Source organism: Neorhizobium puerariae (genome assembly GCF_042429745.1).
Lineage (GTDB): Bacteria > Pseudomonadota > Alphaproteobacteria > Rhizobiales > Rhizobiaceae > Neorhizobium > Neorhizobium puerariae.
Genome location: NZ_JBHMAA010000005.1, coordinates 1 through 18,686 on the forward strand (window position 1 = coordinate 1; position 18,686 = coordinate 18,686).

Consider the following 18,686-nt stretch of genomic DNA (forward strand, 5'->3'; position numbering starts at 1 on the left):
CCGGTTTCCCGTTCCGCTCCCATGGCTTTCACCTCTTCCACCGTCCCCGCACGTTACGGTTCCGATGGAAGCGCCGGCCTCCGCCTGCCCGCGAACGTCTCGCGAAACACTCCGGCGACGGAAGCGAGGGGATTATAGGCACAGCGGAAAGGGGTGGGGAAAATGAACGCGGAAAAATTTATCTTGCGTGCCGCATGGCCCGGTCACCGAACGGCTGGCTTCTCTCCGGCCGTGCGATCACGCCAGTCCCTCCTCGGCAAATGCCTGGAATACCGATGGCCGCGCCTTCATTCGATCGAAGCAGTCCTGCAGGTTTTCCGGCAGGTCGACGCCGCTTTTCGGTGCGACCATCAGAACCCAGAACAGGTAGCAGTCGGCGATCGTCATCTCGTCGGTTATCAGGAATTGCTTGTCGCCCATCTGGTCGGCGAGGATGGCGAAGGACTTCTTGAGCTTTTCGCGGGCGCGGACCTTTTCGGGCTCCGGGAAATCCTTGAAGAAGGGGATATAGTTCGCATGAATCTCGGACGACATGAAGGCGAGCGCCTCCAGCGTCCGCCACCGGGCAATACCCTCCCCGGGGAGAAGCTTGCCGCTTCGTTCGGCGATATAGCGCAGGATGATCTGGTTCTCCGTCAGGATCGTACCGTCTTCGAGCTCGAGGGTCGGGATGTAACCCTTCGGGTTGATCGACATGAAATCGCGGCCGTCTTCGGTCTTCTTCTCGCGGTCGATGCTGGAGAGCCTGTAGGGAAGCCCGGTCTCGATGAGCGCGATATGATCGGCCAGGCTGCAGGCTGCGGGGTAATAGAAAAGGTTCATGGCGGTCTCCTTGCGGATGGACCTGTCTCCGGCTTCTTCTTGCCGAAGTGGTCTATAATGTTGACCACAGCCATTTATGGGACCTAAAAATACCCGTCAAAAGCATATTTTCAGGAGCAGGTCAGATGGATGTGACCGCCAAGCCCCCGACCGTTAAACCGCCGCATGCCGATTGCAGGGCCGTCAGCGAAATCCTGAGCCGCGTGGGCGACAAATGGACGATCCAGGTCGTCGTGGCGCTGAGGCTGGGCTCGCGGCGTTTCAACGGGATCAAGCGGCATGTCGGCGGTATTTCGCAGCAGATGCTGACGCGCACGCTGAAGACATTGGAGCGTGACGGCATGGTGGAGCGTACCGTTCACCACAGCACGCCGCCGCAGGTCGAATATACGCTGACGCCGCTCGGCCACTCCCTGGTGGAGACCGCGCATCAGCTTGCCCATTGGGCGGCCACCCACCGGCTGGAAATCGAGGACAATCGCCTTCAATACGACGCCCGTTCGTCATGAAACGATCAGCGATCGCCCATGCCGCGATAGCGCCGCCGAGCTTGCCTTCCGGCCTCAATTGCCGCCGCGGATGATGCAGACGCCGGCTTCGTAGGCGCAGGCGTCGATCGGCGCGAACGCATCCTGCCGGGTTTCGCCGGCGACGTCGATGATCTTCACCGAGGGGGAAACCGAGCCGCTTCCCGTCATCGGGGTCACGGGGCTGATCAGGGGCGCCCCCTGATAGTTCCGCAGGATGTAGATGCTGCGGCTTGCGGTGCGGACCACGTCGAACGTGCCGCTGAAAATGCCGGACCTGCTGATGAACGCAGCGGGATCGCCGTTGTAGGCAAACGCGCCGACGGGCGCGGACAGGGCGTGCCGGCGGCCATGGTCCCGGCCGTCGCCCGCATGCGAGAGGGACGGGAATGCAGCGGCCAGCATCATGCCGGCAAGGAGGACAGGCTTCATGCGATTCGCTATCATGGCGAACTCCGGCGGAAATCGTTAACGAAAGGTTAACACGAAACTATCCCGCCCGTCGCGCCGGCAACGAATTCTTTGCAAATCATGGTTAACGTGCGGCGGGGATTTGAACCGCCGTGGCCTTGAGAAAGACACAATCGATTAAATTTGAAATCCGTCTGAATTGTTCTTGTCGACCGGCATCCGTGCGATTAAACCACGCCAATGATGCAATGCACATTTCTTCGGCACGGTGCATTGCGGGCGCCCGCCCTTTATACCGCATACGACGCCGCGAGGTTCTGATGGCGAATGTGACAAATAACCGGCCCCTGTCGCCGCATCTGCAAATCTACAAATTCATTCCCACCATGGCGATGTCGATCGTCCACCGCATCACCGGCGGGGCGCTCTACTTCGGCACGCTGCTGGTTGCCGCCTGGCTGATCTCGGCCGCTTCCGGCGAGGCATATTTCAATCAGGTCAACTGGCTGTTCGGGTCGCTCGTCGGCCAGTTCGTGCTTTTCGGCTATACCTGGGCCCTCATTCACCATCTGCTCGGCGGCCTGCGCCACATCATGTGGGACCTGGGTTACGGCTTCGAGAAGGAATTCTCGACCAAGCTCGCCAAGGCCAATCTCGTCGCTTCCATCGCACTGACGGTTCTCGTCTGGGCGATCGTGCTGATCGTTCGCTGAGGAGATCGAACAATGGACATGCGTACTCCTCTCGGGAAAGTCCGCGGGCTCGGCTCGGCCAAGAGCGGCACGGATCATTTCTGGCGCATCAGGATCACATCGGTCGCGCTCGTTCCGCTTCTCGTCTTCTACATCGTCTTCCTGATCCTCTACGCCGGCAAGCCCTATGCCGAAGTGATCGGCGCGCTCGCCAATCCCTTCGTCGCCACGATCAATGCGCTGACCATCGTCGCCAGCATCGTGCACATGCGTCTCGGCATGGAAGAAATCATCCAGGATTATGTCCATTCCGAAGGCATGAAGATCGCTCTTCTCGTCCTCAATGGCTTCTTCTCCCTCCTGGTCGGCGGCCTCTGTCTCTTCGCCGTCCTGAAAATCGCGTTTGCAGGATAATCCCGTCATGGCATCGATCACACCCATCGCCCAGACCGGCAAGGCCTATACCTATGTCGACCATTCCTATGACGTGATCGTCGTGGGCGCCGGCGGGGCGGGCCTCCGCGCGACCCTCGGCATGGCCGAGCAGGGCTTCCGCACCGCCTGCATCACCAAGGTCTTCCCGACCCGCTCCCACACCGTGGCAGCGCAGGGCGGCATTGCCGCCTCGCTGCAGAACATGACGCCGGACTCGTGGCAGTGGCATCTCTACGACACCGTCAAGGGGTCCGACTGGCTCGGCGACGTCGACGCCATGCAGTACATGGTCATGGAAGCGCCGAAGGCCGTCTACGAGCTGGAGCATTACGGCGTGCCCTTCTCGCGCAACGAGGAAGGCAAGATCTACCAGCGGCCGTTCGGCGGCCACATGCAGAACTACGGCGAAGGCCCGCCGGTGCAGCGCACCTGCGCCGCCGCCGACCGCACCGGCCACGCGATCCTTCACACGCTTTATGGCCAGTCGCTGCGCAACAACGCCGAATTCTTCGTCGAATATTTCGCGCTCGACCTGATCATGTCGGATGACGGCCGCTGCACCGGCGTCGTCGCCTGGTGCCTGGACGACGGCACGATCCACCGCTTCGCCGCCAAGATGGTGGTGCTGGCGACCGGCGGCTACGGCCGCGCCTATTTCTCGGCGACGTCCGCCCATACCTGCACCGGCGACGGCGGCGGCATGGTGGCCCGCGCGGGCCTGCCGCTGCAGGACATGGAGTTCGTGCAGTTCCACCCGACCGGCATCTACGGTTCGGGCTGTCTCATCACCGAAGGCGCGCGCGGCGAAGGCGGCTACCTCGTCAATTCCGAGGGCGAGCGCTTCATGGAGCGTTACGCGCCTTCGGCCAAGGACCTTGCCTCGCGCGACGTCGTCTCTCGCTGCATGACGCTGGAAATCCGCGAGGGCCGCGGCGTCGGCAAGAACAAGGACCACATCTTCCTGCATCTCGACCATCTCGATCCGGCCGTTCTGCACGAGCGCCTGCCGGGCATTTCCGAGAGCGCCAAGATCTTCGCCGGCGTCGACGTGACGCGCGAGCCGATCCCGGTCCTGCCGACCGTGCACTACAACATGGGCGGCATCCCGACCAATTTCTGGGGTGAAGTGCTCAATGCCGACAGCAACAATCCGGAGCGTCTGCTGCCGGGCCTGATGGCCGTCGGCGAAGCGGGCTGCGCCTCGGTTCACGGCGCGAACCGCCTCGGCTCCAACTCGCTGATCGACCTCGTGGTCTTCGGCCGGGCCGCCGCGATCCGCGCCGGCCAGGTCGTCAACAGGACCGAGCCGGTGCCGGCGCTCGACAAGGTCGCCTGCGACAGGATCATGGAACGTTTCGACGGGCTGCGCAACGCCAGGGGCAGCACGCCGACCGCTGTGCTGCGCGACAAGATGCAGCGCGCCATGCAGGAGGACGCCGCCGTGTTCCGCACGCAGGAATCGCTGGAATCCGGCTGCAAGCGGTTGTCCGAAATCTGGGGCGAGCTCAGGGACATCAAGGTCACCGACCGTTCGATGATCTGGAACTCCGACCTCGTCGAGACGCTGGAGCTGCATAACCTGATGGCGAATGCGATCACCACCGTCTACGGCGCGGAAGCCCGCAAGGAAAGCCGCGGCAGCCACGCCCGCGAGGACTACACGTCCGGCCCGTTCGCCGGCCGCGACGACGAGAACTGGCGCAAGCATACGCTCGCCTGGGTAAGCGAGGGCGGCGACGTCAAGCTGGACTACCGTCCGGTCCACACCGAGCTCATCGCAGACGGCATCGATCCGCACAAGATCGAGCCGAAGGCCCGCGTGTACTGATCTCAAGGGACCTGGAACATGGTTGAACTTTCTCTCCCCAAGAATTCCCAGATGAGCGAAGGCAAGGTCTGGCCGAAGCCGCAAGGCGCCAAGAACGTCCGCGAATACCGCGTCTATCGCTGGAATCCGGATGACGGCCAGAACCCGCGGATCGACACCTATTATATCGATCTCGACGATTGCGGCCCGATGGTTCTCGACGGTCTGCTCTACATCAAGAACAAGATCGACCCGACGCTGACGCTGCGCCGCTCCTGCCGCGAAGGCATCTGCGGCTCCTGCGCCATGAACATCGACGGGACGAACACGCTCGCCTGCACCAAGGGCATGGACGACATCACGGGCACCGTGAAGGTCTATCCGCTGCCGCACATGCCGGTGGTCAAGGACCTCGTTCCGGACCTCACCAACTTCTACGCCCAGCACCGCTCGATCGAGCCGTGGCTGAAAACGGTTTCGCCGCCGCCGGCCAAGGAGTGGAAGCAGAGCCACGAGGACCGCCTCAAGCTCGACGGCCTCTACGAGTGCATTCTCTGCGCCTGCTGCTCGACCTCCTGTCCGAGCTACTGGTGGAACGGCGACCGCTATCTCGGCCCGGCCGTCCTCCTGCAGGCCTATCGCTGGCTGATCGACAGCCGCGACGAAGCCAAGGGCGAACGCCTCGACAACCTCGAGGACCCCTTCCGGCTCTATCGCTGCCATACGATCATGAACTGCGCCCAGACCTGCCCGAAGGGCCTGAATCCGGCCAAGGCGATCGCCGAGATCAAGAAGATGATGGTCGAACGTCGCGTCTGACGGGCCCGCCATGTCCTCCCATGCCGCAGCCCGCTTCCTGTTCCGGGGGTGGGCTGCTGCGGTATCGCCAGCGGTCCTGGTCCGGTGCAATACGCGTCGATGCCTTCCTTTCCTGCCGAAATCGATCGGAACTTGTGTGGCGCGACCTTCAACGGACTGCCAAATTGTCCTGGTATGACTTGATTAACCAATTCGCTTTACGATAATTCGGTCTCAATTCAGTGGCATTAGCGGCGAATACCGACTGAAAGCGGGAGTTAGATGATGCATTTCAGATATGTGGCGACGGGCCTGGTTCTTGCCATTGCACTTGCCGGTTGCCAGCGTACCTCGTACAGTCCCTATAGCGACCTGCCTTCACAACCCGCTCCCCTCCAGGCGCAGCCTGTCCCATCCGTCCAGGGTGGCCAGCTTCCGCCGCCCGGCGGCGCCAATGCCTCGCAGTTCCCGAGCGCACCGGCGGCAAACCCGGCCATGGCGTCCGTGGACCCGAACGCTCCGGCTCCGGCAAGCGCCCTCGACATCAAGAAGGAGGCGATGGTCGGCAACTGGCGCGTCGGCAACGGCGGCTCCTCCTGCGACATGTTCCTGACGCTCACCAATCTCGGCGGCGGCTCGCGTGGCGGCACCCGGGGTTGCGCCGGCGAACTCACGACCATGGGGTCCTGGGACGTCTCGGGCAAGATGGTCCAGTTCAAGAACCGGGCGGGCGACGTCATCGGGCGGGTCTACAAGAGCGCCGACAACCGTTTCGACGGCACGTTGAATTCCGGCCAGCCGGTCAGCCTGAGTCGCTGAGCGTCTTCCCACAGTCGAGAGCGTCCGGTTGGAACCCATTCCCGAATACACGGCGAGCGTCGGCGAAGAACTGAAGGCTCTGACGGCATCCGGCACATTGACGGCTGATGCCGCCCAGTTCGACGTGGCCGCCAAGCTGGACCATGTGCTCGCCTGCCTTCGGGAGGCGCGGCCCGCCAAGAAGAAAAGCGCGCTCGGCTGGCTGTTCGCAAAAGGCCCTGCCGGCCGTCCGCGCGCCATCCGGGGCCTGTACGTGCATGGCAGCGTCGGGCGCGGCAAGACCATGCTGATGGACATGTTCTTCAAGAAGGCGCCGACGGAAAAGAAACGCCGGGCGCATTTCCACGAATTCATGGCGGATGTGCATAACCGCATCCATGCGCATCGCATGAAGGTGAAGCAGGGCGAGACGCGGCAGGCAGACCCCGTGCCGCCGGTTGCCGCCGCTCTTTACGCGGAAGCGGAGCTGCTCTGCTTCGACGAGTTTTCCGTCACCGACATCACCGATGCGATGATCCTGGCACGGCTCTTCACCGAACTTTTCGATCTCGGCTGCGTGCTGGTCGCGACCTCCAACGTGGCTCCGGAAAACCTCTACAGGGATGGGCTGAATCGTGGGCTCTTCCTGCCGTTCATCGGTCTTCTCAACAGGCACGTGGACGTGGTGACGCTGGATTCCCCGACCGACTACCGCATGCAGAAGCTTGCCAGTCTGCCGGTCTATGTGACGCCGCTCGACGGGCGCGCCGATGCGGCGATGGAGTCCGCCTGGCATCAGGTGACGGAAGGGGAAAAGGCCGGGCCGGTCGAAATTCCGATGAAAGGCCGCAGCATCCATGTTCCTGCCGCCGCCGGGCGCGCCGCGCGGTTCGATTTTTCGGATATCTGCAGCAAGCCGCTCGGCGCTTCCGACTATCTGGCGATCGCCGACCGGTTCGACGCCGTTTTCGTGGAACATATCCCGCAGCTCGGGCCGGACAGGCGGAACGAGGCGAAGCGGCTGATCAATCTGGTCGACGCGCTTTACGATCATACGGTCAGGCTTTATGTTTCCGCGGCAACGGCACCGGAGGATATCCTTCTGGAAAGGAAGGGGACAGAGGGCTTCGAATTCGACCGCACCGTTTCCCGCCTTTTTGAGATGCGCAGCCCGGATTATCTTGCGCTGCATCAGGAAAAGCGCCGTGCCGTTTGAAGGTTTGATGACGGAAATTCTTACGTTTACGTAAGAATTTTAATATCTAACCGATTGAAAAAGCTGATCCAAAAATAATCGATTGCCATTTTCTCCGGATAGCTGTATGCGATCTGCCACATTGGCGGGTCTGCCCTAGCCTGCCGTGGACTCGGATCTCGAAAGGAAGCTTTTCGATGGCGCGCAAGAAGATCGCACTCATTGGTTCTGGCATGATTGGTGGCACGCTGGCGCATCTCGCCAGCCTGAAAGAACTGGGCGACGTCGTCCTTTTCGACATTGCCGACGGCATTCCGCAGGGCAAGGGGCTTGATATCGCCCAGTCCGGCCCCGTCGAGGGCTTCAATGCCAAGCTTTCCGGCGCGAGCGACTATTCCGCCATCGAAGGCGCCGATGTCTGCATCGTCACCGCCGGTGTCGCCCGCAAGCCGGGCATGAGCCGCGACGACCTGCTCGGCATCAACCTCAAGGTCATGGAACAGGTCGGCGCCGGCATCAAGAAATATGCCCCGAACGCCTTCGTGATCTGCATCACCAACCCGCTCGACGCGATGGTCTGGGCCCTCCAGAAGTTCTCCGGCCTGCCGAAGAACATGGTGGTCGGCATGGCCGGCGTGCTCGACTCGGCCCGTTTCCGTCTCTTCCTCTCGGAAGAATTCAACGTTTCCGTCCAGGACGTCACCGCCTTCGTTCTCGGCGGCCACGGCGACACGATGGTGCCGCTCGCCCGTTATTCCACCGTCGGCGGCATTCCGCTGACCGACCTCGTCAAGATGGGCTGGGTCACCAAGGAACGCCTCGAAGAAATCATCCAGCGCACCCGTGACGGCGGCGCCGAAATCGTCGGCCTGCTCAAGACCGGTTCGGCCTATTACGCCCCGGCCGCCTCGGCGATCGAAATGGCGGAATCCTTCCTGAAGGACAAGAAGCGCGTCCTGCCGGCTGCCGCCTATCTCTCCGGCCAGTACGGCGTGAAGGACATGTATGTCGGCGTTCCGACGATCATCGGCGCCGGCGGCGTCGAGCGCGTCATCGAAGTCGAATTCAACAAGGACGAGGAAGCGGCCTTCCAGAAGTCCGTCGGCGCCGTCGCCGGCCTCTGCGAAGCCTGCATCAACATTGCGCCGGCTCTGAAGTAACGAGCGCTGAAGTCATCGAAACAGGGATTGACCCATGAATATCCATGAATATCAGGCCAAGGCTCTGCTGAAGAGCTACGGTGCGCCGGTGGCCCAAGGTGTGGCCATCCTGAAGGCCGAAGAGGCGGAAGCCGCTGCGAAGTCGCTTCCCGGCCCGCTCTACGTGGTGAAGAGCCAGATCCATGCCGGCGGTCGCGGCAAGGGCAAGTTCAAGGAACTCGGCCCGGACGCAAAGGGCGGCGTGCGCCTTGCGAAGTCGATCGACGAGGTCGTCGCCAACGTCAAGGACATGCTCGGCAACACGCTGGTGACCGCCCAGACCGGTGAAGCCGGCAAGCAGGTCAACCGCCTCTATATCGAGGATGGCGCCGACATCGACCGCGAGCTCTACTGCTCGCTGCTCGTCGACCGTTCGATCGGCAAGGTCGCTTTCGTCGTTTCGACCGAAGGCGGTATGGACATCGAGGCCGTCGCCCATGATACGCCCGAGAAGATCCTGACGATCGGCATCGACCCGGAAGCCGGCGTGACCGCCGACGACGTCGCGAAGATCTCCGGCGCCCTGAAGCTCGAAGGCGCTGCCGCCGAAGACGCCAAGTCGCTCTTCCCGATCCTCTACAAGGCCTTCAACGAGAAGGACATGTCCCTTCTCGAGATCAACCCGCTGATCGTCATGAAGAACGGCCATCTGCGCGTGCTCGACGCCAAGGTTTCCTTCGACGGCAATGCGCTGTTCCGCCACGACGACGTCAAGGCGCTGCGCGACGAGACCGAGGAAGACGCCAAGGAAATCGAAGCCTCCAAGTGGGACCTCGCCTATGTCGCCCTCGACGGCAATATCGGCTGCATGGTCAACGGTGCCGGCCTCGCCATGGCGACGATGGACATCATCAAGCTCTACGGCAAGGAGCCGGCGAACTTCTGCGACGTCGGCGGCGGCGCCGGCAAGGAGAAGGTGGCTGCGGCCTTCAAGATCATCACGGCCGACCCGAAGGTCGAGGGTATCCTCGTCAACATCTTCGGCGGCATCATGAAGTGCGACATCATTGCCGAGGGCGTCGTTGCCGCGGTCAAGGAAGTCGGCCTCAAGGTTCCGCTCGTGGTTCGCCTCGAAGGCACCAATGTCGACCTTGGCAAGAAGATCCTGAACGAGTCCGGTCTGGCCATCACGGCTGCCGACGATCTGGACGACGCGGCGAAGAAGATCGTCGCGGCGATCAACGGCTAATTTGAAGGACCGGAACTCATGTCCATTCTCGTCAATAAGAATACCAAGGTCCTGGTTCAGGGCCTGACCGGCAAGACCGGCACCTTCCACACCGAACAGGCGCTCGCCTATTACGGCACGCAGATGGTCGGCGGCATCCATCCGAAGAAGGGTGGCGAAACCTGGACCGGCTCGAAGGGCGAAACCCTGCCGATCTTCGCTTCCGTCGCCGAAGCCAAGGACAAGACCGGCGCCGACGCGTCCGTCATCTATGTTCCGCCGGCGGGTGCCGCGGACGCGATCATCGAGGCGATCGACGCCGAGATCCCGTTCATCACCTGCATCACCGAAGGCATCCCGGTCATGGACATGGTGCGGGTCAAGGCCAAGCTCGACAAGTCGAAGTCGCGCCTGCTCGGCCCGAACTGCCCGGGCGTGCTGACGCCGGAAGAATGCAAGATCGGCATCATGCCGGGCTCGATCTTCCGCAAGGGTTCGGTCGGCATCGTTTCCCGCTCGGGCACGCTGACCTACGAAGCCGTCTTCCAGACCTCGAACGAAGGCCTCGGCCAGACGACGGCTGTCGGCATCGGCGGCGACCCGGTCAAGGGCACCGAGTTCATCGACGTCCTGGAAATGTTCCTCGCAGACGACGCCACGACCTCGATCATCATGATCGGCGAAATCGGCGGCTCGGCTGAAGAAGATGCGGCGCAGTTCCTCAAGGACGAAGCCAAGAAGGGCCGCAAGAAGCCGATGGCCGGCTTCATCGCGGGCCGTACGGCTCCGAAGGGCCGCACCATGGGCCATGCCGGCGCGGTCGTTTCCGGCGGCAAGGGCGATGCGGAATCGAAGATCGCGGCCATGGAATCGGCAGGCATCAAGGTGTCGCCGTCTCCGGCCCGCCTCGGCAAGACCCTGGTTGAAGTCCTGAAGGGCTGACGCCACATAAGGGGCACCCGCCAGCTCCGGATCGTGGGCATCGGATTTTCCGATCGGTTCGATGCCCTGGAGCGGCGGCGAGCGGTCCGACAAGTTTCGGACAGGCGAAGCGGTGCAAGCCTCGCCTGTCCTGGTTCGGCGCCCTGGATCGCGTTTTCAGAGGCGCTTACCGCTACGGCGGCTTGGAATAGCCGACGACAGAACAAGAAAATGCGGAGACGGGAGGCCTCCCGGTTCCGACCACGTCAGGAGGCGGGCGCGGCGCCCGCAAGAAACCATGGCACGGCAAGAAGCCAACGAGCAGTTCCTCATCACATCTTTCCTCGATGGTCAGAATGCGGCCTATATCGAGCAGCTCTACGCCCGGTACGAAGACGATCCGAATTCCGTTGCGCCGGAATGGCAGGCTTTCTTCAAGGCGCTTGCCGACAATCCCGCCGATGTGAAGAAAGCGGCGACGGGTGCTTCCTGGCAGCGCAGCAACTGGCCGATCGCCGCAAACGGCGAGCTGGTGTCGGCGCTCGACGGCAACTGGCCGGCCGTGGAAAAGGCGATCGAGAAGAAGGTCAAGGCGAAGGTCGAGGAAGCTGCGGCCGCAGCCGGCAAGCCGGCGAGCGATGCCGACGTGCTGCAGGCGACGCGTGACTCCGTCCGCGCCATCATGATGATCCGCGCCTATCGCATGCGCGGCCACCTGCATGCCAAGCTCGATCCGCTCGGCCTTGCCGCCCCGGTCGAGGATTACAACGAGCTTTCGCCGACCGCTTACGGCTTCACCGAGGCCGATTACGACCGCAAGATCTTCATCGACAACGTGCTCGGCCTCGAATACGCGACCATCCGCGAGATGATCGAGATCCTGGAGCGCACCTATTGCTCGACGATCGGCGTCGAGTTCATGCATATCTCCAACCCTGAAGAGAAGCAGTGGATTCAGGAACGCATCGAAGGGCCGGACAAGGGTGTCGAGTTCACCGCCAACGGCAAGAAGGCGATCCTGCAGAAGCTGGTCGAAGCCGAAGGCTACGAGCAGTTCCTCGACGTCCGCTTCAAGGGCACCAAGCGTTTCGGTCTCGACGGCGGTGAATCGCTGATCCCGGCACTGGAGCAGATCATCAAGCGCGGCGGCCAGGAAGGCCTGGAAGAAGTCGTTCTCGGCATGGCCCATCGTGGTCGCCTGAACGTTCTGACCAACGTCATGGGCAAGCCGCATCGCGCTGTCTTCCACGAATTCAAGGGCGGCTCGTTCAAGCCGGACGAAGTCGAAGGTTCCGGCGACGTGAAGTACCACCTCGGCGCTTCCTCCGACCGCGAATTCGACGGCAACAGGGTTCACCTGTCGCTGACGGCCAACCCGTCGCATCTCGAAATCGTCAACCCCGTCGTCATGGGCAAGGCCCGCGCCAAGCAGGACATGCTCGCCAAGGTGTGGGAAGGCGATATCATCCCGCTTCGCGAGCGCGCCAAGGTTCTGCCGCTGCTGATCCACGGCGACGCCGCATTCGCCGGCCAGGGCGTGGTGGCCGAAATCCTCGGCCTTTCCGGCCTGCGCGGCCACCGCGTCGCCGGCACGATGCATGTCATCATCAACAACCAGATCGGCTTCACCACCAATCCGGCCTTCTCGCGCTCGTCGCCCTATCCGTCCGACGTCGCCAAGATGATCGAGGCGCCGATCCTCCACGTCAACGGCGACGATCCGGAAGCGGTCACCTACGCAGCGAAGATCGCCACCGAATACCGGATGAAGTTCCACAAGCCGGTCGTCATCGACATGTTCTGCTATCGCCGCTTCGGCCATAACGAGGGCGACGAGCCGGCGTTCACGCAGCCGAAGATGTACAAGGTCATCCGTGGCCACAGGACCGTCGCGCAGATCTATGCCGACCGACTGATCGCCGAAGGCCTGGTCACCGAAGGCGAATTCGAAAAGATGAAGGCCGACTGGCGCGCGCATCTGGAGACCGAGTTCGAGGCCGGCCAGAGCTACAAGCCGAACAAGGCCGACTGGCTGGACGGCCAGTGGTCGGGCCTGCGCTCCGCCGACAATGCCGACGAGCAGCGCCGCGGCAAGACGGCGATGCCGATGAAGCAGCTCAAGGAGATCGGCCGCAAGCTGTCGACCGTTCCGGACGGTTTCAACGCCCACCGCACGATCAAGCGCTTCATGGAAAACCGCGCCCAGATGGTCGAGACGGGCGAAGGCATAGACTGGGCGATGGCCGAGGCGCTGGCTTTCGGTTCGCTCGCCGTCGAGGGCACGAAGATCCGCCTGTCCGGCCAGGATTGCGAACGCGGCACGTTCTCGCAGCGTCATTCGGTCCTTTACGATCAGGATACGGAAGACCGCTACATCCCGCTCGCCAATCTGTCGCCGACCCAGGCCCGCTATGAAGTCATCAACTCGATGCTTTCGGAAGAGGCGGTTCTCGGCTTCGAATACGGCTACTCGCTGGCCCGCCCGAACGCGCTGACCCTCTGGGAAGCCCAGTTCGGCGATTTCGCCAACGGCGCGCAGGTCGTCTTCGACCAGTTCATCTCGTCGGGCGAACGCAAGTGGCTGCGCATGTCCGGTCTCGTCTGCCTTCTGCCGCACGGCTACGAAGGCCAGGGTCCGGAACACTCCTCCGCCCGTCTGGAGCGCTGGCTGCAGATGTGCGCCGAAGACAACATGCAGGTCGCCAACTGCACGACGCCGGCCAACTACTTCCACATCCTGCGCCGCCAGGTGAAGCGCGACTTCCGCAAGCCGCTGATCCTGATGACGCCGAAGTCGCTGCTGCGTCACAAGCGGGCCACTTCCTCGCTTGCCGAAATGGCGGGCGAATCCTCCTTCCATCGCCTGCTCTGGGACGATGCGGAGGTCATCAAGGACGGTCCGATCAAGCTGCAGAAGGACAGCAAGATCCGTCGCGTCGTGCTCTGCACCGGCAAGGTCTATTACGACCTCCTGGAAGAGCGCGAAAAGCGCGGCATCGACGACATCTACCTGCTGCGCATCGAACAGCTCTATCCGTTCCCGGCCAAGGCGCTCATCAACGAGCTGTCCCGCTTCCGGAGCGCCGAGATGGTCTGGTGCCAGGAAGAGCCGAAGAACATGGGCGCATGGGCCTTCATCGACCCGTACCTGGAATGGGTGCTCGCCCATATCGATGCGAAATACCAGCGCGTCCGCTACACGGGCCGCCCGGCTGCCGCTTCGCCGGCAACGGGCCAGATGTCGAAGCATCTGGCGCAGCTCGAAGCCTTCCTCGAAGACGCGCTCGGCGGCTGAGACATCAGCCGCCTTTCCCATCACTCTGCAAACGATATCTGAAAAACACGGAAACAGATCATGGCCACCGAAATTCGCGTCCCCACTCTCGGCGAGTCCGTCAGCGAGGCAACCGTCGGCACCTGGTTCAAGAAGGTCGGCGACACGGTCAAGGCTGACGAACCGCTCCTGGAACTCGAAACCGACAAGGTGACCGTGGAAGTTCCCGCACCTGCAGCCGGTGTTCTGACCGAGATCGTCGCCAACAACGGCGAGACCGTCGGCCTCGGCGCGCTGCTTGGCCAGATCGCGGAAGGCGGTGCGGGTGCCGCGACCGCCGCTCCGGCCAAGGCTGCCGAACCTGCCGCTCCGGCACCGGCTGCTGTCGCTGCGCCTGCTCCGGCCGCCGCCGCGGCTTCTTCCATGCCGCCGGCTCCCGCCGCCGCGAAGATCGCCGCCGACAACAATGTCTCCACCGCCGATATCGAAGGTTCGGGCAAGCGCGGCCAGGTCCTGAAGGGCGATGTGATCGCCGCTGTCGCCAAGGGGATTTCCGCTCCCGCAGCGCCGGCCGCACCGCGTCCGGTTTCGTCCGCCGACGATGCGTCCCGCGAAGAGCGCGTGAAGATGACGCGCCTGCGCCAGACGATCGCCCGCCGCCTCAAGGACGCGCAGAATACCGCCGCGATGCTCACCACCTACAACGAGGTGGACATGAAGGCGGTCATGGACCTGCGCAACCGCTACAAGGACGTGTTCGAGAAGAAGCACGGCGTGAAGCTCGGCTTCATGGGCTTCTTCACCAAGGCCGTGACCCACGCGCTGAAGGAACTGCCGGCCGTCAACGCCGAGATCGACGGCACCGACATCATCTACAAGAACTACTGCCATGTCGGCGTCGCCGTCGGCACCGACAAGGGCCTTGTCGTTCCGGTCGTGCGCGATGCCGACCAGATGTCGATCGCCGAGATCGAGAAGGAAATCGGTCGGCTCGGCAAGGCTGCCCGTGACGGCGCGCTCGGCATGGCCGACATGCAGGGCGGCACCTTCACCATCTCGAACGGTGGCGTCTACGGTTCGCTGATGTCCTCGCCGATCCTGAATGCCCCGCAGTCGGGCATCCTCGGCATGCACAAGATCCAGGAGCGCCCGGTCGCGATCGGCGGTCAGGTCGTCATCCGCCCGATGATGTATCTGGCGCTTTCCTACGATCACCGCATCGTCGACGGCAAGGAAGCGGTCACCTTCCTCGTTCGCGTCAAGGAGAGCCTGGAAGATCCGGAACGTCTGGTTCTCGATCTCTGATACGGGATTGGAGCGATGGAAATGCCTGGGGTTACCGCAACGCCTTACATGACGCTGCTTGCCCTGAGCGTTGTCCTGCTCGTTTTCCATATTCTGCTGCAGGGCGTGCTTTCGACCCGCGAGCTCGGTTCGACATGGAATGCCGGCCCGCGGGACGAGGGGCTGGAGCCGCAAGGCAGGCTGACGGGCCGTGCGGCACGCGCCTCGAGGAATTTCCAGGAAACCTATCCGGCATTCGTCGGCCTGCTGCTCGGCGTCGCCTTTGCCGGTGGCGATGCTTCGGGCTGGGGCCTGATCGGCGGCTGGGTGTGGTTCGTCGCGCGGATCGTCTACCTGCCGCTCTATCTGGCCGGCATCCCGTATTTCCGCTCCTTCGTCTGGCTGATCAGCATGGCGGGCCTGCTCGCCATGATCATCGCGATTCTCAGGTGACGCCATGCGGCAGTCCTTCAAAGCATCGCTGCTGACCCTGTGCCTGATACCCGGATGGGCCGGCGCGGTGGAACGCTGCGCGATCGAGAAGGCGATTTTCGTGGAGGCGGATGCCGGCACCAGGCTTGCTTTCGAGCCGGTCGGCTCCGATGCGGCGGCGGTCAGCCATCTCTTCACAGTTACCGGAGGCAGCGGCGGCAAGCTGAAGCTCGACGGGAACGTGATGTATGACGAGGAGTCGAAGAGGCCGGCGGGCATGATCATGAACAACTGCCCCGAAGGGGATGCGACCGGGGCGGAATTGAGGGCCTGCACCGTCTGGACCGGCGTACCCTATGCGCTCGATGTGGCAACCGGCCATATCGACATACTGGGCGCCGAAGGTTCCCAGGCGCCGGATGCGGTCCTGATGCCCGGTTTCGGCCCGGCGATCCGCCATTCGACGCTCTGGGACAAGAGTGGTCTGAAAGACGTTCCCTGGGATCTCTACGAATTCAAGGAATGCAAGGCATGAGCGAGGCTCCCGTTCCCCTGGCGACCGGCGGAAGCCGCGGTATCGGCGCGGTGATGGCTTCCAGCATTTCCATGCAGCGGCCGGGAAGGGTGGATGAGGCCGCGATGCCATTCCTCATCTGCCCTTGCCTGCGGCGTCCTCTATAACCGGCGCCATCCTCGATGTGAGTGATGGACGCTAAGGCAGTTCCAGCAAAGGTGCGCAGCGGTTTTGCGTCCGGAATTGCGGTGAAACGAACAGAAAGCGTAACAGCGCTGAGATCAAGAGAAGGAAAGAGAACAATGGCTTATGATGTCGTCGTCATCGGTAGTGGTCCCGGCGGTTACGTCTGCGCGGTGAAGGCCGCCCAGCTCGGCCTCAAGGTCGCGGTGGTGGAAAAGCGCGCCACCTACGGCGGCACCTGCCTCAACGTCGGCTGCATCCCTTCCAAGGCGCTGCTGCACGCTTCCGAAATGTTCCATCACGCCGCCCATGGCATGGATGCGCTGGGCGTCGAGGTTTCGGCGCCGAAGCTGAACCTCGAAAAGATGATGGCGCACAAGGACGCCACCGTTAAGTCGAATGTCGACGGCGTTTCCTTCCTCTTCAAGAAGAACAAGATTGACGGCTTCATCGGCACCGGCAAGATCGTCGCCGCGGATAAGGTTTCCGTCACCGGCGAAGACGGCAAGGTGCAGGAACTCGAAGCGAAGAACATCGTGATCGCCACCGGTTCCGACGTCGCCGGCATTCCGGGCGTCAATGTCGAGATCGACGAGAAGGTCATCGTTTCCTCGACCGGCGCGATCGCGCTCGACAAGGTGCCGCAGAACCTGATCGTCGTCGGCGGCGGCGTCATCGGCATGGAACTCGGCTCGGTCTGGCTGCGCCTCGGCGCCAAGGTCACCGTCATCGAATATCTCGACAAGCTGCTCGGCGGCATGGACGGCGAGGTTTCCAAGCAGTTCCAGCGCATGATGGCCAAGCAGGGCATGGACATCCGCACCGAAGCCAAGGTGACGGCCGTCGAGAAGACCGCTTCCGGCGCCAAGGTCACCTATGAGCCGGTCAAGGGCGGCGAGGCGCAAACCGTCGAAGCCGATGTCGTGCTGATCTCCACCGGTCGCAAGCCCTATACCGAAGGCCTCGGCCTTGAAGCCGTCGGCGTCGCGCTCGACAATCGCGGCCGTGTCGAGATCGACGGTCACTTCAAGACCAACGTCGCGGGCATCTATGCGATCGGCGACGTGGTGAAGGGTCCGATGCTTGCCCACAAGGCGGAAGACGAGGGCGTGGCGCTGGCCGAAATCCTTGCAGGCCAGCACGGCCATGTGAACTATGACGTCATCCCCGGCGTCGTCTACACCCAGCCGGAAGTCGCTTCCGTCGGCAAGACCGAGGAAGAGCTGAAGGCCGCGGGCATCGCCTACAAGGTCGGCAAGTTCCCGTTCACCGCGAATGGCCGCGCCCGCGCCATGCTGGCGACCGACGGCTTCGTGAAGATCCTCGCCGACAAGGAGACGGATCGCGTTCTCGGCGGCCACATCGTCGGCTTCGGCGCCGGCGAGATGATCCACGAGATCACCGTCCTGATGGAATTCGGCGGCTCGTCGGAAGATCTCGGCCGTACCTGCCATGCGCACCCGACCATGTCCGAGGCGGTGAAGGAAGCCGCCCTCGGCACGTTCTTCAAGCCGATCCATATGTGATCGGCAACAGCTTGTCGGTGATTGAAAAGGGTAGGATTTTATCCTACCCTTTTTCGTGTCGAGGCTAGTGACCGGATGAACGAGAAGATCAGCATTACGTTGCCGTCTCAAATGGTCGACGCGATCAAAGCTCGCGTCGAGGCGGGGTCCTATGTGTCCACCAGCGAAGTCATGCGGGCTGCCTTGAGAGCATTGGATCGTGAAGAACATATTCTGGATCAGGTCGTCGACGCGAAGATCCGGGAGGCGATCAATGATACCAGGTCGGGAATTTCTGCTGACGATGTCTTCGACCGCCTGGAACGTGTTCACGAAGATCTTATGAAGAGCAGGGGCCGTGGTCGCTAAAGTCCTGTTCCATCCGTTGGCGGATGCGGACCTGGAGGCCATTTATCATTTCATCGCACGTGACAGCCCAGAGCGTGCGATCGGTTTCATCCGCCGAATTCGCGCTTTCTGCGGCACCTTGCAAACAATGACCATGCGAGGGCGCAGCCGCGATGACCTTGCCGCAGGAGTTCGAACTCTGGTCTTTGAGCGGCGCGTGGTCGTAGCCTATCGCGTGGCGGCGGAAGAGCTGACTGTTCTCAGGATATTTTATGCTGGCCAGAATTTGGACGATGCCGAATGGCCTGCGAGCTAGGTCGCAGAAACGATTTCATGTGATCTGTCAATTCCAGCATTAAATCTTGGTCATCTT

At 62.5% G+C, this 18,686-nt stretch carries 19 protein-coding genes; 17 read left to right on the plus strand and 2 right to left on the minus strand.

The genetic code is table 11. From position 1 onward, the window contains the following. Positions 1-237 precede the first annotated feature (237 nt). The gene (locus tag ACFFP0_RS03120; protein ID WP_377256047.1) at positions 238-822 is read right to left on the minus strand and encodes a glutathione binding-like protein; all 585 of its coding nucleotides are present in this window, start codon (positions 820-822) and stop codon (positions 238-240) included. Between the two features lie 125 nt (positions 823-947). Between ACFFP0_RS03120 and ACFFP0_RS03125 the strand changes: the two genes are divergently transcribed. Next, positions 948-1,331: a winged helix-turn-helix transcriptional regulator gene (locus ACFFP0_RS03125; protein ID WP_377256051.1), complete on the plus strand. Its 384-nt coding sequence runs from the start codon at positions 948-950 to the stop codon at positions 1,329-1,331. Between the two features lie 54 nt (positions 1,332-1,385). Here the strand turns inward: ACFFP0_RS03125 and ACFFP0_RS03130 are convergent, their stop codons facing one another. Next, positions 1,386-1,796 (minus strand): hypothetical protein, encoded by a 411-nt coding sequence (locus tag ACFFP0_RS03130; RefSeq protein WP_377256054.1) that lies wholly within the window; start codon positions 1,794-1,796, stop codon positions 1,386-1,388. Between the two features lie 284 nt (positions 1,797-2,080). Here ACFFP0_RS03130 and sdhC point away from each other — a divergent pair, with 284 nt between their 5' ends. From sdhC to ACFFP0_RS03210, 16 genes are all read left to right on the plus strand, one after another. After that, positions 2,081-2,473, plus strand: a complete 393-nt coding sequence (gene sdhC / locus ACFFP0_RS03135) for a succinate dehydrogenase, cytochrome b556 subunit (RefSeq protein WP_377256057.1) — start codon at positions 2,081-2,083, stop codon at positions 2,471-2,473. Positions 2,474-2,485: 12 nt separating this feature from the next. Next, complete coding sequence (gene sdhD / locus ACFFP0_RS03140) at positions 2,486-2,866, plus strand: succinate dehydrogenase, hydrophobic membrane anchor protein (RefSeq protein WP_377256060.1); 381 nt, start codon at positions 2,486-2,488, stop codon at positions 2,864-2,866. A 7-nt stretch (positions 2,867-2,873) separates the two neighbouring features. Then, a complete protein-coding gene (sdhA, locus tag ACFFP0_RS03145) occupies positions 2,874-4,715 on the plus strand; it encodes a succinate dehydrogenase flavoprotein subunit (protein WP_377256063.1) in 1,842 nt (613 codons plus the stop codon). An 18-nt stretch (positions 4,716-4,733) separates the two neighbouring features. Beyond that, the gene (locus tag ACFFP0_RS03150) at positions 4,734-5,513 is read left to right on the plus strand and encodes a succinate dehydrogenase iron-sulfur subunit (RefSeq protein ID WP_377256065.1); all 780 of its coding nucleotides are present in this window, start codon (positions 4,734-4,736) and stop codon (positions 5,511-5,513) included. A gap of 264 nt (positions 5,514-5,777) precedes the next feature. Continuing rightward, positions 5,778-6,311 carry a protease inhibitor Inh/omp19 family protein gene (locus ACFFP0_RS03155; RefSeq protein WP_377256218.1) on the plus strand — a complete coding sequence of 178 codons (534 nt, stop codon included), beginning with the start codon at positions 5,778-5,780 and terminating at the stop codon, positions 6,309-6,311. 28 nt (positions 6,312-6,339) lie between these two features. Then, positions 6,340-7,506, plus strand: a complete 1,167-nt coding sequence (gene zapE, locus ACFFP0_RS03160) for a cell division protein ZapE (RefSeq protein ID WP_377256068.1) — start codon at positions 6,340-6,342, stop codon at positions 7,504-7,506. A gap of 176 nt (positions 7,507-7,682) precedes the next feature. Then, positions 7,683-8,645, plus strand: a complete 963-nt coding sequence (mdh, locus tag ACFFP0_RS03165; protein WP_377256071.1) for a malate dehydrogenase — start codon at positions 7,683-7,685, stop codon at positions 8,643-8,645. 34 nt (positions 8,646-8,679) lie between these two features. Next, positions 8,680-9,873: an ADP-forming succinate--CoA ligase subunit beta gene (sucC, locus tag ACFFP0_RS03170; RefSeq protein WP_377256074.1), complete on the plus strand. Its 1,194-nt coding sequence runs from the start codon at positions 8,680-8,682 to the stop codon at positions 9,871-9,873. 18 nt (positions 9,874-9,891) lie between these two features. Further along, on the plus strand, positions 9,892-10,794 hold the full coding sequence (gene sucD, locus ACFFP0_RS03175) for a succinate--CoA ligase subunit alpha (RefSeq protein ID WP_377256078.1): 903 nt from the start codon (positions 9,892-9,894) through the stop codon (positions 10,792-10,794). A 277-nt stretch (positions 10,795-11,071) separates the two neighbouring features. Further along, a complete protein-coding gene (locus ACFFP0_RS03180; protein ID WP_377256081.1) occupies positions 11,072-14,068 on the plus strand; it encodes a 2-oxoglutarate dehydrogenase E1 component in 2,997 nt (998 codons plus the stop codon). A 60-nt stretch (positions 14,069-14,128) separates the two neighbouring features. Further along, the gene (gene odhB, locus ACFFP0_RS03185; protein ID WP_377256084.1) at positions 14,129-15,352 is read left to right on the plus strand and encodes a 2-oxoglutarate dehydrogenase complex dihydrolipoyllysine-residue succinyltransferase; all 1,224 of its coding nucleotides are present in this window, start codon (positions 14,129-14,131) and stop codon (positions 15,350-15,352) included. Between the two features lie 15 nt (positions 15,353-15,367). Then, complete coding sequence (locus ACFFP0_RS03190) at positions 15,368-15,784, plus strand: MAPEG family protein (RefSeq protein WP_377256087.1); 417 nt, start codon at positions 15,368-15,370, stop codon at positions 15,782-15,784. Between the two features lie 4 nt (positions 15,785-15,788). Then, positions 15,789-16,298: a hypothetical protein gene (locus tag ACFFP0_RS03195; RefSeq protein ID WP_377256090.1), complete on the plus strand. Its 510-nt coding sequence runs from the start codon at positions 15,789-15,791 to the stop codon at positions 16,296-16,298. A 281-nt stretch (positions 16,299-16,579) separates the two neighbouring features. Beyond that, complete coding sequence (gene lpdA / locus ACFFP0_RS03200) at positions 16,580-17,986, plus strand: dihydrolipoyl dehydrogenase (RefSeq protein WP_377256095.1); 1,407 nt, start codon at positions 16,580-16,582, stop codon at positions 17,984-17,986. Positions 17,987-18,061: 75 nt separating this feature from the next. Beyond that, positions 18,062-18,334 carry a type II toxin-antitoxin system ParD family antitoxin gene (locus tag ACFFP0_RS03205; protein WP_377256099.1) on the plus strand — a complete coding sequence of 91 codons (273 nt, stop codon included), beginning with the start codon at positions 18,062-18,064 and terminating at the stop codon, positions 18,332-18,334. Next, positions 18,324-18,629 (plus strand): type II toxin-antitoxin system RelE/ParE family toxin, encoded by a 306-nt coding sequence (locus tag ACFFP0_RS03210; protein WP_377256103.1) that lies wholly within the window; start codon positions 18,324-18,326, stop codon positions 18,627-18,629. Before ACFFP0_RS03205 ends, ACFFP0_RS03210 begins: the two co-directional genes overlap by 11 nt. Positions 18,630-18,686 lie beyond the last annotated feature (57 nt).

What these genes read in the sequence shown, in the direction of transcription:
- sucD (WP_377256078.1), top strand. Translation starts at nt 9,892, where the DNA reads ATGTCCATTCTCGTCAATAAGAATACCAAGGTCCTGGTTCAGGGCCTG.
- ACFFP0_RS03120 (WP_377256047.1), bottom strand. Translation starts at nt 822, where the DNA reads ATGAACCTTTTCTATTACCCCGCAGCCTGCAGCCTGGCCGATCATATC.
- ACFFP0_RS03195 (WP_377256090.1), top strand. Translation starts at nt 15,789, where the DNA reads ATGCGGCAGTCCTTCAAAGCATCGCTGCTGACCCTGTGCCTGATACCC.
- odhB (WP_377256084.1), top strand. Translation starts at nt 14,129, where the DNA reads ATGGCCACCGAAATTCGCGTCCCCACTCTCGGCGAGTCCGTCAGCGAG.
- sucC (WP_377256074.1), top strand. Translation starts at nt 8,680, where the DNA reads ATGAATATCCATGAATATCAGGCCAAGGCTCTGCTGAAGAGCTACGGT.
- mdh (WP_377256071.1), top strand. Translation starts at nt 7,683, where the DNA reads ATGGCGCGCAAGAAGATCGCACTCATTGGTTCTGGCATGATTGGTGGC.
- ACFFP0_RS03180 (WP_377256081.1), top strand. Translation starts at nt 11,072, where the DNA reads ATGGCACGGCAAGAAGCCAACGAGCAGTTCCTCATCACATCTTTCCTC.
- ACFFP0_RS03205 (WP_377256099.1), top strand. Translation starts at nt 18,062, where the DNA reads ATGAACGAGAAGATCAGCATTACGTTGCCGTCTCAAATGGTCGACGCG.
- ACFFP0_RS03130 (WP_377256054.1), bottom strand. Translation starts at nt 1,796, where the DNA reads ATGATAGCGAATCGCATGAAGCCTGTCCTCCTTGCCGGCATGATGCTG.
- ACFFP0_RS03155 (WP_377256218.1), top strand. Translation starts at nt 5,778, where the DNA reads ATGCATTTCAGATATGTGGCGACGGGCCTGGTTCTTGCCATTGCACTT.
- sdhC (WP_377256057.1), top strand. Translation starts at nt 2,081, where the DNA reads ATGGCGAATGTGACAAATAACCGGCCCCTGTCGCCGCATCTGCAAATC.
- ACFFP0_RS03125 (WP_377256051.1), top strand. Translation starts at nt 948, where the DNA reads ATGGATGTGACCGCCAAGCCCCCGACCGTTAAACCGCCGCATGCCGAT.
- sdhA (WP_377256063.1), top strand. Translation starts at nt 2,874, where the DNA reads ATGGCATCGATCACACCCATCGCCCAGACCGGCAAGGCCTATACCTAT.
- lpdA (WP_377256095.1), top strand. Translation starts at nt 16,580, where the DNA reads ATGGCTTATGATGTCGTCGTCATCGGTAGTGGTCCCGGCGGTTACGTC.
- ACFFP0_RS03150 (WP_377256065.1), top strand. Translation starts at nt 4,734, where the DNA reads ATGGTTGAACTTTCTCTCCCCAAGAATTCCCAGATGAGCGAAGGCAAG.
- ACFFP0_RS03190 (WP_377256087.1), top strand. Translation starts at nt 15,368, where the DNA reads ATGGAAATGCCTGGGGTTACCGCAACGCCTTACATGACGCTGCTTGCC.
- sdhD (WP_377256060.1), top strand. Translation starts at nt 2,486, where the DNA reads ATGGACATGCGTACTCCTCTCGGGAAAGTCCGCGGGCTCGGCTCGGCC.